Genomic DNA, 15944 nt, shown 5'->3' with positions numbered 1-15944 from the left:
TCAAACACTTCCCCTTGTGGGGGCGGGCTTGCCCTAATGCCAGTCAGTTAAGCGAAAGCTGCCTTTTGTAGGAGCGAGCTTGCTCGCGATGGACGCCAACGATAACGCGTATTCTCTGGATACAGGCGTCGCCCTGAAGTCCATCGCGAGCAAGCTCGCTCCTACAGGAGGTCGTGGTTATCTCAGGAGTAAGCGCCCACCACCCGTTTCACTTTGATCAGCGCTTGTCGAAGCGAATCCATATCCACCGACCCCAGCGCCAAGCGGATTGCATGCGGTACGTGGACAGAGGTTGCGAAAGGTTCGGCGGTGGAGACGGCGACTTGCTCGTGCATCAACTCCATGGCGATCTGATCCGCTCTGGCGTCTTCCGCCAGAGGCAACCACAGAAAGTACGAATTGGGATGAGTCATGCAGCGCAGCCCTTTCAACAGCTCGGCGGCCATGGCTTGCCGGGCCTGAGCATCCGCACGCTTTTGCGCTTCCAGTTGGCTCACGGTTCCATCGTCGAGCCATGCGCAGGTGATGGCCGTCATCACGCCGGGAGTGTTCCAGGTGGTTGCCCTGATCGCACACTCCAGTGCAGGCACCTTTTCGACCGGCGCGGCAACGAAACCGACGCGCAGTCCCGTAGCGACATTCTTGGAGAACCCCGACACGTAGACGGTCCGTTCCGGTGCCAATTCGGCCAAGGGTGCCGGGGCGTCTTCGACCAGGAAGGCGTAGGCGGCGTCTTCAATGATCAACAGGTCATGCTGGCGCGCAATCGACACGAACTGGTTGCGCCATTGCGCATCCATCACCCAGCCCAGCGGGTTATGCAGCGTCGGCATGGTGTAGACGGCCCGCACCGAGCGGCGCCGGCAAAGCGCTTCCAACGCCTCAAGATCAGGCCCGGTATCCGTGGCGGGAATGGGCACGATTTCCAGGTGCAGCGATTCGGCCAGCACCTTGAAACCGGTGTAGGTCAACGCATCCGCCGCGATCACATCGCCCGGTTTCAGCAACGCCATCATCGTCACTGCCAACCCATGCTGCGCACCACTGACAATCAACACCTGTTCGGCCTGGACGCTCAACCCGCGTGAAGCCAGATGGTTTGCGATCGAGGCCCGCTCATGCAGGCGCCCGGCATGGGGCTGATAGCGCAAATGGGATTCCAGGTCGCCGGACAACGCGAGCTGACGCAAGGCCGTTCGCAACAGATCGGCCTGACCGGGCAATGACTGGTAGTTGAAGTTGAGATCGGCCATGCCCACAGCCACCACGTGCTGGCTGACGCCCTGACCGGGTGGAAGCGACGTCTCCCTGACGAATGTGCCCCGCCCCGTTTCGCCACTGACCAGGCCCATCGCCTCAAGCTCCGCGTACACGCGGCTGGCGGTGACCAGCGCCAACCCGTGCTCAGCGGCGAGCTGACGATGGGTTGGCAGGCGCGTACCGGGCGGCAAATGTCCTGAACGGATGTCTGCGGCAAAGGTGTCGACCAGCGACTTGTAGCGCAAGCGAGGCATAGGCCGATGTATCCATGACAATTTTTTGATTGTCTTAATAGTCGGTCATACGATGCGCCTAAGGCAACCCGCCGCTTAAACCCTTTGTCGAGTGTGACTCTCAATGGAACGAGTATCGAATCTGAACACCCAGGCTCTGGAAAACACCACCAGCGGCTGGCTCAACGGACTGATCGGCGTGGTGATCTTCAGCGGCTCGCTGCCCGCCACGCGGGTCGCGGTGCTGGAATTCGATCCGGTGTTCCTGACGGTTGCCCGGGCCACCATCGCTGGCGTGCTCGCGCTGTGCATGCTGTGGCTGTTCAAGGAAAAACGTCCGGCGCGCAACCAGTTGCTGCCGCTGGTCATCGTAGCCATGGGTGTGGTGGTGGGGTTTCCGCTGTTGACGGCGCTGGCCTTGCAATACGTGACCTCGGCGCACTCGATTGTCTTCGTGGGACTGTTGCCACTCGCGACTGCCGTGTTCGGTGTGGTTCGCGGTGGCGAGCGCCCTCGTCCGGTGTTCTGGTTTTTCTCGATTCTGGGCAGCCTGCTGGTGGTGGGGTTTGCCGTGTCCCAAGGACTGACCGCCTCGCCGGAAGGCGACCTCCTGATGCTGGCGGCAATCCTGGCCTGCGGCCTCGGTTATGCCGAAGGGGCGAAGCTGTCCCGGACACTCGGCGGCTGGCAGGTGATTTGTTGGGCGCTGGTGTTGTCGCTGCCGGTGATGGCGCTGTTGACCTTGTGGCGCACACCCGTTTCGTTTGCCGGGATCAGCATGCCAGCGTGGTTTAGCCTGGGTTATGTGTCGCTGTTCAGCATGCTGATCGGGTTTGTGTTCTGGTATCGCGGGCTGGCGCAAGGCGGGATTGCCGCCGTGGGGCAGCTGCAACTTCTGCAGCCGTTTTTTGGCTTGGCGCTGGCGGCGACGTTGCTTCATGAGCAGGTCAGCATCGGGATGCTGGCGGTGACCGTTGCGGTGATTTTGTGCGTGGCTGGCGCGAAGAAGTTCGCGAAGTAATCGATCTGTTTCTTATCGGATCTGGCCGTTTAAGCTGCTTGTTTAAGCGCGGCCAGATTTACTTCCTGAAAGCTACACAACCTTGCGTCGTTGCCTACGGGTACGCCAGAATCCGCCGGCTTGTGCGCTTCGGGGCCACTCGGTAACTTGATTCCCGTCACTGCCCATCAGTGATCGGGTTTAGCAGCCCGTGGTTTTCTAGTGAAGTGCGCAAGCTGTATCAGTCAGGCATCGTCATGCCTGGACTTGATGGTAGCTGTGCGCAGGGCACCTTCGGGTGCGCCGGTTCGCTAGATCCCCGGTCTGCTAACCTGCGTACAGCTGCCTCCCTTTCGTTTAGCAGCAAAAGGGATGGCGCTCCAAATGTGGATCTAGCCAATGAAAAAGCACTCTCCCAACCCGCCAGACACCGATCCGGCCTCCCCCTACGAACCCGATTCAAACAAACTCAACGAGGCCGCCGAACGAGCCCTCGACTTTCACTTCCCGTCGGCTGCCGACCTCAGAGCCACCCCGCGCACACCCGGCACCATGTTCATCGTCAACCCTGAGCTCGACACCGAAACCCTGCTGGCCCATGCCTGCGAGTCACTGGCCTCGGCCAATGTCATGACCATGGATTTGGCGGACCACATGGACGGGCCGAGTCGCAATACCCTGCTGGGCATTGCGCAAGTCATCATGCTCGGCGAACTGGCGGTGAACCGGGCGCTGGATCAACTCGACCCGATCGAATAGACACTGCCTCCCATGATTGTACGGTGCCTGCGGTTCACGACTGTACGGGTCAGCGTAGCAACGCGAACCTTGAATTTCATCGGGGGTTTTCACACAGCCTAGAGCCAAAGCTGGCATTCGCAGCAAGAAAATAAATCAGCCCCCTTTGCCTCTGCATGCTCACGCCATCACCGGGCGTGAGCATGCGCCGATCACTCAGGTAAAGGCGAAGTCCGCCTCGGTGATGGCGGCCGGTGGCACGCCGCTCAAGGTGATGCTGCCCACATCCGGCTGGCCAGTGACGCTGATGACCGCCTCGCCGAACTGTTCTCCAATGGTGAGATCCGCGAAGGTCAAACCGCTGGTGCTCAGGTCGATCAGGTCAGTGCCGTCCTCGAAGTCGGCGATAGTGTCCGTTCCCCAGAGGGCACCGAACTGGAACCTGTCCGCATCGAGACCGGGTTCGAACTGAAGGCTGCCGACCATGAAGTCATCCGCCGCACTGCCCACCAGCAGGTCTTCCCCCGTACCACCGATCATGAAGGCGCCGGCGCTGCCGGACTGCAGTGTGTCGTTGCCTTCATTACCCTCAAGGGTCGTCTGGAAAGCGAACTCGGCGCTGCTGCCGATCACCAGGTCGTTCCCGGCACCGCCGAAGGCACTGCCGAAATCCTCGATGGTGAGCGTGTCGTTACCCTCGCCGCCGAACAGATTATCCAGGCCGGTGCCGCTCAGCAGCACGTCGTCACCGCTACCGCCATCGAGCAGGTCCTCGCCCGCCTGGCCGAACAACTGGTCGTTGCCACCGAGGCCGAAGATTTTGTCGTCGCCATCGGTGCCGACGATGATGTCGTTCCCATTGGTGCCGGCCGTGACGAAGTCGGTATTGTTACCGAAGTCGCCCACTGTGAAGTTGTTGACGCCGAGGAACTTCACGGTGAAGTCGGTGCTGTCGAGCAGGCCATTGTCATTCTCATCCGCAATCAGCCAGGTGTTGCCCTGGCGGACCGTGTAGAGCAGGTCGGTGATGCCGTTGCCGCCGCCGACCAGTACCGCGCCAAGCTGTGGATTGAGCGTGACCTGGCCACGAAATACGAACTCATCGTTCAGCTCGAGCGTATCGCCCCCGGCCACACCTGCACCCTGGAAGTCCTGGACCGTATCGAAGGTTGCGAAGGGCGAGTTCGGGTTGAACGAACCGAGGAAGAACTCGAACTCGTCATTGCCGGCGCCGCCGTTCAACTGGTCTGCCCCGGCGTCGCCTTCGAGCACGTCGTCACCATTGCCGCCGGACAACTGGTCGTTGCCGGCATCGCCGAACAGTTCGTCGTTGCCGTCCTCGCCAAACATCTGGTCGTTGCCGTCTTCGCCGAACAAGTCGTCGTTACCGATGCCGCCGAACAACTGGTCGTTACCGGCATCGCCGTCCATCGTGTCGTTGCCTGCACCGCCTCTCACTATGTCATTGCCGTTGCCGCCGGAAAGCAGCGGGTCATTGCCGGCACCACCGTCAATGATGTCGTTTCCGTCGTTGCCCGTGATGCTATCGCGGTCGTCGCCACCGTTCAGGATGTCATTGCCGAGCCCACCGGTCAGCAGATCGTTGCCCGCGTCACCGTTCAGGATGTCGTTGCCGGCGCCGCCGTCGACGATGTCATTGCCGTTACCAGCGTTAACCACATCGTTTCCACCGAGCGCGAAGATCCTGTCGATCTCTGCGGTGCCGTTGATCACGTCATTGCCTTCGGTGCCACGCAGGACAAAGGTCGTGGTGCCGAAATCGGCTTTTACGAGGTTGTGCCGCCCCGTCAGTTGTACGGAGAAGTCCGTGGCGTCAAACACGCCGTTGTCGTTGGAATCCGCGAACAGCAGCGTGCTGGCGGCACCTGCGACATAGAAGACCTCGGTGAAGCCGTTGCCGCCGAAACCGAGCGCAGCGCCCAGCGTAGGTACCGTGGTGCGAGCCCCCTCGAAAACCAGCCGGTTGTTGGCGGAGAGGACCAGGGTGTCACCACCTGGAACGCCAGCGCCCTGGAAGTCGGTAACCGTGTCGCGGGCCAGGGAAGAGGAATCCGAGCCACTGCCGACAAACCAGTGGAAAGAGTCATTATCCGCGCCACCGGTCAGGGTATCTGCACCGGCATTGCCCGTGAGCCTGTCGAGTCCGATGCCACCGCGAAGGAGGTCGTCGCCGTCACCACCGGAGATATCATCGTTGCCGTCACCACCTTCTATTGTGTCGTTACCTCCTTCACCCAGAATAAAGTCGTCGCCACCAAGGCCGAAGATCTGATCGGCCTCCGGGTTGGCAAATATAAAGTCGCCTTGTTCGGTCCCATTGATTACAGCCATGGTTCTACCCTCCCTCGAAGGAAATGGTAAGCGTGAACTGCGTTACAGCGGTTTCATACGTAACCTCACTCGATTCAACACGTTAAAACCCACCTACTGGTCCGAAAATTGGTACGAGAACGATTCCTGTTCTTACAAGGAGCCTAGCTAGGTCGTCCCCGATTTTCCACCGCTACGCTGAGTTCTCCACGGAGGATTCGCGATGCCAAATTCCGACCTGATCCCTTCCCTGCTCTACAAAATCAACGAAAATCAGCTGACCCTTGAGGCCGCAATCATGGAACTGTCCAACTGGGTCGAATAGCGCGGTTCAGGCGATGTCGCCCACAACGGGCGGGGCGCACTGGATACGATCGACAAGAATGAGGAGTTCATCAGGGTAACCCTGGCCCTCCTTATGTCGCCGCAGTGAATACTGACAGGCAGCACACCTAAAAGCGGACGCTCGTACAATTTTTTTGCACAATAAAGCCAAGCAAAAACATAGCCTTGCCCTGCCGCTGATTGGTGTTGCTCCGGGCCTGAAAGACTGGTTACCTACTTGTGGGAGCGGGCTTGCTCGCGAAAGCGGTCTGCCAGTCAATGATGATGGTGAATGTGATGGCCTCTTCGCGAGCAAGCCCGCTCCCACATTAGAAAGTTTCCTGTCGATTTGTCGGTGGAGGCCTGAGGCGGGGCGCCCTATGCTGAATCCATGAACCTACAAAACACGATGCTTCCGCCCCACGCCGAGATGGTTCGCGCCATGCTCGAACGAGACACCACCTACGAGGGGGTGTTTTTTACTGCGGTCAAAACCACCGGCATCTTCTGCCGCCCCAGTTGCACGGCGCGCAAACCGAAACCGGAGAACGTCGAGTTCTTCGCCCATGCCGATGACTGCCTGTCTGCCGGCTACCGCGCCTGCCTGCGCTGCAAACCGCTGGACGCGGCCGCCATCGCCCCGGACTGGGTGCAGACGCTGCTCAAATCAGTGGACGCCGATCCCGAACTGCGCTGGACCGATGCGCAGTTGCTGGCCGAAGGCATCGAACCGCTGAAACTGCGGCGCTGGTTCAAGCAGCATTTCGGCATGACCTTTCACGCGTGGCTGCGCACCCGACGCCTTGGCATGGCGCTGGGCGGGATCAAGCAGGGCGATTCCATCGACAACGCGGCGTTCGATTCCGGTTACGAATCCTTGAGCGGTTTTCGTGATGCCTTTCAAAAATCCTTCCACATCACCCCCGGTCGTGCGGCCAACAGCGAGCCCCTGCTGTTCACGCGCCTGACCACGCCGCTGGGGCCGATGATCGCCATGGCCGAGCGGCGCGGGCTTGTCCTGCTGGAGTTTCTCGACCGGCCGGCGCTGACTCGGGAAGTCGAAGCGTTGCAGAACCGTCATGGCTATGCGGTAGCGCCCGGGCACAACGCGCACTTGCGGCAGATTGAAGAGGAACTGGCCCAGTACTTCGCCGGCAAGCTGACCGAATTCAAGGTGCCGCTGCACTTGCCCGGCACTGAGTTCTCCCGGCAGGTCTGGGCCGAACTGGCGAAAATTCCCTACGGCCAGACCAGCACCTACGGCACCATCGCCGCGCTGTTGGGCAAACCCGGCGCCAGCCGTGCCGTGGGTCTGGCCAACGGGCATAACCGGATTTCGATCGTCTTGCCCTGCCACCGGGTGATCGGTGCGGATGGCTCGCTGACGGGCTATGGTGGAGGACAACCGCGCAAGGCGTTTCTGCTCAGGCTGGAAAACGCGGCGGTACAGGTCAAACAACAACTCGCGCTCTGACGCTTCGGTGTTTTTCATAAGGAAATTCGATGGACATGCTCGACCAGCAATTCCACAGGCTGCATCAGGACGGTCTGCTGATTCTCACCAACGTCGCCGATGCCGCCGGGGCGCGCATCGTCGAGCAACTGGGCTGCAAAGCGGTGGCCACCAGCAGTGCGGCAGTGGCCTGGGCTCACGGTTATGCGGACGGCAATGCCCTGCCCATCGAACGCCTGGTCTCGACCGTCGAGTCCATCGCACGCGTGATTTCGCTACCGCTGACCGTGGACATCGAGGCCGGTTATTCCGATGACCTGACACGGGTTGCCGAAGTGATTGATGCGGTGATCGCCGCCGGTGCCGTCGGCATCAATATCGAAGACGGTGCTTCTCCGCCCGAACTGCTGGCCCGCAAGATCGAAATCGCCCGTCAGGTTGCCGAGCGCCGCGAAGTGAAGTTGTTCATCAACGCTCGCACCGACGTGTACCTCAAGGGTCTGGTGCCGGCCGAAGATCGCGTCGCGGAAACGCTCAAACGTGCGGCACTGTATCAGGCGGCGGGTGCTGACGGGCTGTTTGCGGCCGGCGTTTCGGCCGAGTACGAAATTGCTGCGCTGTGCCATGGCACTACGCTGCCGGTGAACGTACTGGGGCTGCCGGGGTTGCCGTCGCCTGAAGCGTTGAAAGCGCTGGGCGTTCGCCGGTTGAGCGCAGGTTCCGGTATCGCCGAGTTTCTTTACGGTGCGATGGCTGGCCTGGCCAAAAGTTTTCTGGAAACCGGCAAACTCGATAGCAGCCACCTCAAGGCGTTCTCCTACGGGGAAGTGAACGCGTTGCTGAAAACGGCGGTGAACGCTTGACCGATCCTTACTTGCCCGCGACGGCGTTTCTCGCGTCCATTGATGAAGACTGGGCGCGCCACATCGCGGCCATCGGCCCTTGCCTGCACCAGCCGCATGCGGCGCGCGATCCGTATGAATCGCTGGTGCGGGCGATTGCCTATCAGCAACTGCACGCCAAAGCCGGGGATGCGATTGTCGGTCGGCTGCTGGCGTTGTTTCCATCGACGGCGTTTCCGCGACCTGAGCAGATTCTGGCGACCGGGTTCGATCAGTTGCGCGGGTGCGGCTTTTCCGCGAGCAAGATCGCGACCATTCAGGGCATTGCTCAGGCGGCGCTGGATGGGGTCGTGCCGGATTATGCGACGGCGTTGGCGATGGATGATGAGGCGTTGATCGAGCGGTTGATTACGTTGCGCGGGGTTGGGCGCTGGACGGTGGAGATGCTGCTGATTTACAGCCTGGAGCGGCCGGATATTCTGCCGGCGGATGACTTTGGGGTGCGTGAGGGGTATCGGCGGTTGAAGGGGCTGGAGGTGCAACCGACCCGCAAGCAAATGGTGGAGATCGGGTTGGGGTGGAGTCCTTATCGGACGGTGGCTTCCTGGTATTTGTGGCGGGTGCCGGCCAAATAGACCGCGTTATCGTTCTTCGCGAGCAAGCCCGCTCCCACAGGGATTTCGTGAACACTGAGATCCAATGTGGGAGCGGGCTTGCTCGCGAAGGCGTCAGCCCATTCAACCCATCATCCAGAGCCAGTCACAACCCGGATTTCAACCGACTGAACGCCCGAATCAACGCCCGATTGAATGCCTTGCCATTGTCATTCTTGCTATACAACGAAGCCCGCACCTGCGCCGACGGATAGGTCCCCGGGTCATTACGAATCGCCGGGTCGATCAAGCCATCCGCCGCCGTAATCGCATTGGCGTAATGGATGGTGTCGGTAATCGGCGCAATCACTTCCGGCGTCATCAGGTAGTCCATCAACGCCAGACCGGCCTCGGGATGCGGCGCATCCTTGGGAATGACCATGGCGTCGAACCAGATCAAGGTCCCCTCCTTCGGTATCCGGTAGGTCAACGTGAACGGCTTTTTCGCAGCCTCTGCCTGCCCCGCTGCGATGGCCACGTTGCCGTTCCACGACATCGCCACGCAGGTGTTGCCGTTCGCCAGGTCGCTGATGTTCAGGTCATTGTCGAAGTAACGGATGTACGGCCGAATCTTCGCCAGTTGCTGCTCGGCCAGCTTCAGGTCATCGAGGTTCTGGCGGTTGATGTCCAGCCCCATGTACTTCATCACCGCCGCGAACACCTCGTTGGGATCATTGAGCAAACTCACACCGCAATCGGCAAATTTCGACACCACTGCCGGATCGAACAGCATCGCCCAACTGTCGGTTGGGGCGTCCGGCAAACGCTTTCTGATCGCCTCTTCCTGATAACCCACACCGGTCGTGCCCCAAGCATAAATCCCGGCGTAGCGATTGCCCGGATCGAACACCGCCATGTGCTGGCGGAATTCGTCACCGACGCCGGCAAAGTGCGGCAGCTGTTGCGGGTTCAAGGTTTGAATGGCCCCGCTCTGGATCGCCCGGGACAAATGCTGCCCCGCCGTCAGCACCAGGTCATAGCCACTGCGGCCAGTGAGCAGTTTGGTCTCGACGGTTTCCAGGGAATCGAAGTGATCGGCGACCACATGGATGCCGGTCTTCTTCTCGAAATTGGTCAGGGTATCCGGGGCCAGGTACTCGCCCCAGATGTACAGGTTCACCACCGGTCTGGCGCTGTCGGCGGCCTGCACACACAAAGGTGCAAGCACCAGCGATAACGCTTGAGTCAGTTTGTGCAGGCCCATGATTACACTCCTTTACCGGCATATTGCGGCATGGTGATGCACGCGACGTTACCGCCGCCGAGCAGGATTTCCCGGGAGTTTTCGATGCCGACGATCTTGCGCTGCGGGAACAGTTCGGCCAGTGTCGCCAGCGCCACCTGATCGTTGCGATCGCCAAACAGCGGCACCACGATCGAGGTGTTGCCGGCGTAGTAGTTGATGTACGACGCGCAGATTTTGGTGCCGGCCTGACGGGTGTGGGTGCTGTCTTGCTGGTCCAAACCTTCGGCTTCCTCAGCGGTCCATTCCAGCACATCGGGCTGCGGCAACTTGTGCACGATCAACTCGCGGCCACGGCTGTCACGGGTGCTGCGCAGGATGTCGTAGGCTTCCTGATAGATTTCCCATTGCGGGTCATCGCGGTTATTGGTCCATTGCAGCACCACTTCGCCGGGGCGCACGAAGCACGCGAGGTCGTCGACGTGACCGTCGGTTTCATCGAACTTGCAACCGCGCGGCAGCCAGATGACTTGCTCGGCGCCGAGGTAGTCGGTCAGTCGGCGGGTGGCTTCTTCCTTGCCCAGGTGCTGGTTACGATTGCGGTTGAGCAGGCACTGTTCGGTGGTGAGGATGCTGCCCTGGCCGTCGCTCTGGATGCCACCGAGTTCGGCAATCAGCGGCGCACGGTAGCGGTCGCAGCGTTCGATTTCGAGGATTTTGCTGGCGATCTGGTCGTCCTTGTCCCACGGGTAATACAAGCCTCCGTCGAGCCCGCCGTAAGCGTTGAATTCGAAGTCGACGCCACGCACTTCACCGCTGGCGTCATTCACCACAAAGCACGGGCCGCTGTCGCGGAACCAGGTGTCGTTGCAGGTCATCTCCACCACGCGCACTTGCGGTGGCAACTGACGGCGCGCCGTGGCGAATTGCGCGGCGGAGGCACACACGGTGACCGGTTCACTTTGAGAGATGGCGGTGACGATCTGCACCCAGACTTTCTGTGCAGGCTTGGCGCCGTTGCGCCAGACGTCGGTGCGCTCCGGCCAGCCGAGCCAGCAACCGGCCTTGGTTTCGAATTCGCCGGGCAGGCGGAAACCGTCATGCTTGGGGGTGGAGTCGAGCAAACGTGCCATGGTCAAACCTCATCAACGGGGATTGGATGACCACAGGCTAAGGTCGCCGGCGCCCTCCTCGCCAACGATGATTATTTCGGAATACTTGAATTCAACTCATCAATCGATCAGCTGATCGTTGAACCATTCCAGCATCTGCGCCATCGCCGGACGCTCCAGCCGCACCCGTTCGCACACCAGCGCGTATTGGCCCAGCGCGGTCATGCTTGAAGTAAACGGCCGGACCAGCCGACCGCTGAGCAAATCTTCCTGGGCCGTGAGGTTATCGCCCATGGCCACGCCCTGCCCTTGGGCTGCTGCTTCGAGCGCCAAACCGGCGTGGGCGAAATACAGTTGCCGTTCGGGGCGTTGATCGCCGGCATGACTGGTGAGCCACGCGGTCCAGGTCTTGCCGTCCTGATCGTCGTGCAACAGGCAGTGGCGCGCCAGGTCCTTTGGGGTTTTCAAGGTTCCCTGATTGAACAGGCCGGGGCTGCACACCGGGAAGAACTGCAAGGCCGGCAATGGCCGGACGAAGTACGCGCTGCTGTCCACCGGGCCGGTGCCGTAAGTGATCGCCAAGTCGATATCTTCCCCCGGCGCGGTGGCGTCGATCGGTTGTTCGTAGAGGTGCAAGGTGATGTGCGGGTAGCGCGCGTAGAAATCCGTGAGGCGACGCATCAACCACTTTTGCGCGAGTTCGGCGGTCACCGCAAGGCGCAACACCGCCAGCGATGAGGGGTCGCGCAGTTCATCGCAGGCCTCGCCGATCAGTTCGAAGGCTTGCTGCAGGCTTTGCATCAGGCGTCCGGCGGCCATGGTCGGGCGGATTTGCCGGCCTTCGCGGATGAACAGCGACACGCCCAGTTGCTCTTCGAGCTGGCGGATCTGATGGCTGACGGCGCTGTCGGTGACGCACAGCTCTGCGGCGGCCCGGCCGAAGTGGGCGTGACGGGCGGCGCATTCGAAGGTTTTCAGTGCTGCAAGGGAAGGTAGTCGGCGCATCAGATCAGGTCCCGGTTTTGAATTGCCATGCTGACTGGGCTATCGGTGGGCGTCCAGTGGGACCGCGTTATCGTTCTTCGCGAGCAAGCCCGCTCCCACATTGGATCTATGTCGTTCACAAATCCAATGTGGGAGCGGGCTTGCTCGCGAAGGCGTCAGCACTTGCACCACAAATCTTCTAGGCTGAACCGCATAACTTCACCCCACCGGAGGCCCCCCATGCAACTCGAAGGCTCCTGCCACTGCGGCGCCGTGTCGTTCAGTCTGACCAGCGCCCACCCCTACCCTTATCAACGTTGCTACTGCTCAATCTGCCGCAAGACCCAGGGCGGTGGCGGTTACTCGGTCAACATCGCTGGCGATGCCGCCAGCCTCAAGGTGCGCGGTCGCAAATCCATCGCGATCTACCACGCGCGGCTCAAGGATGACGGCGACAAACGCGCCCACCGCAGCACGGCAGAGCGGCACTTCTGTTCGGTGTGTGGCTCGGGGTTGTGGCTGTTCAGCCCTGAATGGCCGGAACTGATTCACCCGTTCGCCTCGGCCATCGACACCGCGCTGCCCGTACCACCCGAGTACACGCACGTGATGCTCGGTTCGAAAGCGCCGTGGGTGGAGGTCCCGGCGCATCATGGTGATCGGCAGTGCGAAATCTGGCCGGAAGAATCCATCGCGCAGTGGCATGAGCGTCTTGATTTGGTCCGCTAAACCCAAGAAAAACACGGACCTCGAATTTTTTTGCACACAGCAGTTCCCTTTTGCGTTTTTCGTTCGGTTAACCCTCAGAAGCCTTTCACTTACCGACCGATTCGATACAAAGGGATCTCCATGTCGCACCCACTCGCCGCACGTTTTCGTTTTGCCCTGCGCCCCTTGGCACTGGCCCTGCCAGCCGCGCTCCTGAGCCTTTCCTACACCGCCCATGCCGCCGAAACGGTAGAAAGCAAACCGGCGCCCAAAGACGACGGCGCGCTGCAACTGGGTGCGACGAGTATTTCTGCCGTAGGCCTGGGCGAGACCACCGAGGACACCCATTCCTACACCACGGGCTCAACGTCTTCCGCCACTGGCCTGGCTTTGTCGCCCCGTGAAACGCCGCAATCGGTCACCGTGGTGACCCGTCAGCAAATGGACGATCGCGGCGTGCAGAGTGTCAGCGATGCGCTACGCAACGCCCCCGGCGTCTCGACGCAAAAATACGACAGCGACCGTACCGAGTTTTCTGCCCGCGGCTTTGCCATCACCAACTTCCAGTACGACGGGGTCAACCAGCCGTACGACGGTGTCTACGGTGAAAACCCGAACAACAGCGATGACGCAGCCAGCCTCGACCGCATCGAAATCGTCAAGGGCTCGACCGGTCTGATGACCGGTTCAGGCGACCCGTCCGCCACCGTCAACCTGATTCGCAAGAAGCCGACGAAGGAATTCAAGGCCTCGATCAGCGGCACCGTCGGCTCGTGGGACAGCTACCGCACTACCGGCGACATTTCCGGTCCACTGAATGATACCGGCAGCGTACGCGGCCGCTTCGTGGGTTCGTACCAGGACAAAAATTCCTACATCGATCACTACAACCAGAAGAAAGACCTGTTTTACGGCATCCTCGAAGCTGACCTGACGGACGACACCTTGCTGAACTTCGGCATCGACAAGTCCAGTGCCACCCCACGCGGCACCTCCTGGACCGGCAACACGGTGTACTTCGCAGACGGTGGCCGTACCGACTTCTCGCGCAGCTTCAACCCGGGCGCCGACTGGAGCCGTCGTGATTTCAACACGGTCACCTACTTCACGTCGCTGGAACAGGCGTTGGCCAATGACTGGAAACTCAAGGTCAATCTCAACCAGAAAACCACCGATCACGATACGCGCCTGGCCTCAGCCAGCGGTGGCTTCCCGGACCGCGCCACCGGTGAAGGCATGTCCCTTTACTGGGGTCGCTGGGAAGGTCATCGCGTGCAGAACACCGCTGACGTGAACGTTTCCGGGCCCTTCACCCTCGGCGGTCGCGAGCACGAACTGGTGGCCGGTTTCATGACGTCCCATGCCCGCCAGACCGGCGCGACATTCGACAGCGTCATCCCCGGAGCCGGAGGTGTGCCGGGCAGCATCTATGACTGGAAAGGCAACCTGCCGGAACAGGATTTCCCGAAGAACGGCAAGTACGAGCGCACCACCAGTCAGAACGGTGCTTACCTGGCCACGCGCCTGCGCCCGACCGACGATCTGTCGATCATCCTCGGCAGCCGCGTGAGCACCTTCAAGTACAACGAGGATTACAGCTACTACCCGGGCGCCGGCCAGCCCGACACCCAAACCAGCTACAAGGAACACGGCGTCGTCACCCCTTACGCCGGTGTGATCTACGACCTGGATGACACCTATTCGGTCTACGCCAGCTACACCAACATCTACCAGCCACAGACCTACAAGGACGCTGCCGGTTCGACCCTGAAGCCGGTTGAAGGCAACAGCTACGAGACCGGCCTGAAAGCGGCCTACCTCGAAGGCAAACTGAACGCCAGCCTGGCTTTCTTTCGCATCGAGCAGGAGAACATCGCCCAATACGTCACCACCGACGGCACCGGGCAGGATGTTTACGAAGCCATTCCCGGCGCCACCACCAAAGGCGTGGAACTGGAACTGGCGGGTGAACTGTCCGAGGGCTGGAACCTGTCGGCCGGCTACACCTATGCCCGCACTCGCGACAAGGACGAGCAACGGATCTACGGTTTCCCGCTGGCCACCACCAAACCGGAACACGTCGTGCGGACGTTCACCACCTACCGCCTGCCTGGCGCACTGGACAAAGTCACCGTCGGTGGCGGCGTCAGCTGGCAGAGCGCGTTTTACGGTCAGAGCTCCAGCCCTACCGAAGGTGGCACTTCGCTCAAACAAGGCGGCTACACCCTCATCGACCTGATGACCCGTTATCAGTACAACGAGCACCTGAGCTTCACCGCCAACGCCAACAACGTCTTCGACAAGAAGTATCTGACGGGCCTGGGCAACTACGGCACCACGTTCTACGGCGAACCGCGCAACCTGATGCTGACCACGAAGTGGGATTTCTAATTCTCGGTTGGGCCGTAACCCGACCCGTAGGAGCCAGGCTTGCCGCGAAGGCAATTCCTGGGACGCCTTCGCCGGCAAGCCGTGCTCCTACGGGTTATGCGGCGGCTGGGACACCGCTGTGGAAGCGGAATTCCACGTCCGGTGACTCGATCAAATCCTGCTCAGCGGCACGGACCCGGTCGATCACCTGGGCGATGTCCTTGGCATCACCATACTGATACGCCAGTTTCAAATAACCCTGAAAATGCCGCGCCTCGCTTTTCAGCAGACCGAAATAGAACTTGCCCAGTTCATCGTCCAAGTGCGGCACCAGCGCCTCGAAACGCTCGCAACTGCGGGCTTCGATGAACGCGCCGACCACCAGTGTATCCACCAGTTTGACCGGCTCGTGACTGCGCACCACTTTGCGCAGGCCCGAGGCGTAACGTCCGGCGGACAGCTGGCGCAGTTCGATCTTGCGCTTTTTCATCAGGCGCATGACTTGTTCGTGGTGCACCAGTTCTTCCCGGGCCAGACGCGACATCAGGTTGATCAGGTCGACGTGGGAGTGGTACTTGGCAATCAGGCTCAATGCTGTGCTGGCGGCCTTGAATTCGCAGTTCTTGTGGTCGATCAACAAGGTTTCCTGATCGGCCAGCGCGGCCCGGACCCAGCCGTCGGGGGTGCGGCAGCCAAGGAACTCGTGAATTTCGGGAAGGATCATGGGGCTCACGGACATATAGGTTAAAACGA

The 15944-nt window shown here is 60.8% G+C and carries 13 protein-coding genes and 1 pseudogene; 8 read left to right on the top strand and 6 right to left on the bottom strand.

The genetic code is table 11. The features are described 5' to 3' along the window. Positions 1–182 precede the first annotated feature (182 nt). The gene (locus ACA073_RS12445) at positions 183–1514 is read right to left on the bottom strand and encodes an aminotransferase-like domain-containing protein (RefSeq protein ID WP_497403788.1); all 1332 of its coding nucleotides are present in this window, start codon (positions 1512–1514) and stop codon (positions 183–185) included. Between the two features lie 103 nt (positions 1515–1617). Between ACA073_RS12445 and ACA073_RS12440 the strand changes: the two genes are divergently transcribed. Continuing rightward, a complete protein-coding gene (locus ACA073_RS12440) occupies positions 1618–2514 on the top strand; it encodes a DMT family transporter (RefSeq protein WP_497403787.1) in 897 nt (298 codons plus the stop codon). A 378-nt stretch (positions 2515–2892) separates the two neighbouring features. Further along, a complete protein-coding gene (locus ACA073_RS12435; protein ID WP_497403785.1) occupies positions 2893–3252 on the top strand; it encodes a DUF6124 family protein in 360 nt (119 codons plus the stop codon). 195 nt (positions 3253–3447) lie between these two features. Here the strand turns inward: ACA073_RS12435 and ACA073_RS12430 are convergent, their stop codons facing one another. After that, on the bottom strand, positions 3448–5583 hold the full coding sequence (locus tag ACA073_RS12430; RefSeq protein WP_497403783.1) for a calcium-binding protein: 2136 nt from the start codon (positions 5581–5583) through the stop codon (positions 3448–3450). A 202-nt stretch (positions 5584–5785) separates the two neighbouring features. Between ACA073_RS12430 and ACA073_RS12425 the strand changes: the two are divergent. The 4 genes and pseudogenes from ACA073_RS12425 (at position 5786) to ACA073_RS12410 (ending at position 8816) form a co-directional block, all read left to right on the top strand. After that, positions 5786–5995 (top strand): annotated as a pseudogene (locus ACA073_RS12425) (hypothetical protein). A gap of 282 nt (positions 5996–6277) precedes the next feature. After that, a complete protein-coding gene (locus ACA073_RS12420) occupies positions 6278–7360 on the top strand; it encodes a bifunctional transcriptional activator/DNA repair enzyme AdaA (RefSeq protein WP_497403781.1) in 1083 nt (360 codons plus the stop codon). A gap of 29 nt (positions 7361–7389) precedes the next feature. Continuing rightward, the gene (locus ACA073_RS12415; RefSeq protein ID WP_497403779.1) at positions 7390–8202 is read left to right on the top strand and encodes an isocitrate lyase/PEP mutase family protein; all 813 of its coding nucleotides are present in this window, start codon (positions 7390–7392) and stop codon (positions 8200–8202) included. Beyond that, on the top strand, positions 8199–8816 hold the full coding sequence (locus tag ACA073_RS12410; protein WP_497403777.1) for a DNA-3-methyladenine glycosylase family protein: 618 nt from the start codon (positions 8199–8201) through the stop codon (positions 8814–8816). Before ACA073_RS12415 ends, ACA073_RS12410 begins: the two co-directional genes overlap by 4 nt. A 124-nt stretch (positions 8817–8940) precedes the next feature. On the opposite strand, the gene ACA073_RS12405 is transcribed toward ACA073_RS12410, so the two are convergent. From ACA073_RS12405 to ACA073_RS12395, 3 genes are all read right to left on the bottom strand, one after another. Further along, positions 8941–10038 (bottom strand): extracellular solute-binding protein, encoded by a 1098-nt coding sequence (locus ACA073_RS12405; RefSeq protein WP_497403775.1) that lies wholly within the window; start codon positions 10036–10038, stop codon positions 8941–8943. A gap of 2 nt (positions 10039–10040) precedes the next feature. After that, positions 10041–11150, bottom strand: a complete 1110-nt coding sequence (gene aguA / locus ACA073_RS12400; RefSeq protein ID WP_497403773.1) for an agmatine deiminase — start codon at positions 11148–11150, stop codon at positions 10041–10043. Between the two features lie 99 nt (positions 11151–11249). Then, a complete protein-coding gene (locus ACA073_RS12395; protein ID WP_497403772.1) occupies positions 11250–12134 on the bottom strand; it encodes a LysR substrate-binding domain-containing protein in 885 nt (294 codons plus the stop codon). 219 nt (positions 12135–12353) lie between these two features. On the opposite strand from ACA073_RS12395, the gene ACA073_RS12390 reads away from it, so the two are divergent. Both ACA073_RS12390 and ACA073_RS12385 read left to right on the top strand, forming a co-directional pair. After that, positions 12354–12842 (top strand): GFA family protein, encoded by a 489-nt coding sequence (locus ACA073_RS12390; protein WP_497403770.1) that lies wholly within the window; start codon positions 12354–12356, stop codon positions 12840–12842. Between the two features lie 120 nt (positions 12843–12962). Further along, the gene (locus ACA073_RS12385; protein WP_497403769.1) at positions 12963–15212 is read left to right on the top strand and encodes a TonB-dependent siderophore receptor; all 2250 of its coding nucleotides are present in this window, start codon (positions 12963–12965) and stop codon (positions 15210–15212) included. Positions 15213–15306: 94 nt separating this feature from the next. On the opposite strand, the gene ACA073_RS12380 is transcribed toward ACA073_RS12385, so the two are convergent. Beyond that, positions 15307–15915, bottom strand: coding sequence for a MiaE family protein (locus ACA073_RS12380; RefSeq protein WP_497403767.1), 609 nt, complete (start codon positions 15913–15915; stop codon positions 15307–15309). Positions 15916–15944: the final 29 nt, after the last annotated feature.

The organism is Pseudomonas sp. LBUM1670, from assembly GCF_059695695.1.
This window is presented reverse-complemented; position numbering and strand designations above follow the sequence as displayed.

What these genes read in the sequence shown, in the direction of transcription:
- ACA073_RS12405 (WP_497403775.1), bottom strand. Translation starts at nt 10,038, where the DNA reads ATGGGCCTGCACAAACTGACTCAAGCGTTATCGCTGGTGCTTGCACCT.
- ACA073_RS12380 (WP_497403767.1), bottom strand. Translation starts at nt 15,915, where the DNA reads ATGATCCTTCCCGAAATTCACGAGTTCCTTGGCTGCCGCACCCCCGAC.
- ACA073_RS12445 (WP_497403788.1), bottom strand. Translation starts at nt 1,514, where the DNA reads ATGCCTCGCTTGCGCTACAAGTCGCTGGTCGACACCTTTGCCGCAGAC.
- ACA073_RS12435 (WP_497403785.1), top strand. Translation starts at nt 2,893, where the DNA reads ATGAAAAAGCACTCTCCCAACCCGCCAGACACCGATCCGGCCTCCCCC.
- ACA073_RS12415 (WP_497403779.1), top strand. Translation starts at nt 7,390, where the DNA reads ATGGACATGCTCGACCAGCAATTCCACAGGCTGCATCAGGACGGTCTG.
- aguA (WP_497403773.1), bottom strand. Translation starts at nt 11,150, where the DNA reads ATGGCACGTTTGCTCGACTCCACCCCCAAGCATGACGGTTTCCGCCTG.
- ACA073_RS12385 (WP_497403769.1), top strand. Translation starts at nt 12,963, where the DNA reads ATGTCGCACCCACTCGCCGCACGTTTTCGTTTTGCCCTGCGCCCCTTG.
- ACA073_RS12420 (WP_497403781.1), top strand. Translation starts at nt 6,278, where the DNA reads ATGAACCTACAAAACACGATGCTTCCGCCCCACGCCGAGATGGTTCGC.
- ACA073_RS12440 (WP_497403787.1), top strand. Translation starts at nt 1,618, where the DNA reads ATGGAACGAGTATCGAATCTGAACACCCAGGCTCTGGAAAACACCACC.
- ACA073_RS12395 (WP_497403772.1), bottom strand. Translation starts at nt 12,134, where the DNA reads ATGCGCCGACTACCTTCCCTTGCAGCACTGAAAACCTTCGAATGCGCC.
- ACA073_RS12430 (WP_497403783.1), bottom strand. Translation starts at nt 5,583, where the DNA reads ATGGCTGTAATCAATGGGACCGAACAAGGCGACTTTATATTTGCCAAC.
- ACA073_RS12390 (WP_497403770.1), top strand. Translation starts at nt 12,354, where the DNA reads ATGCAACTCGAAGGCTCCTGCCACTGCGGCGCCGTGTCGTTCAGTCTG.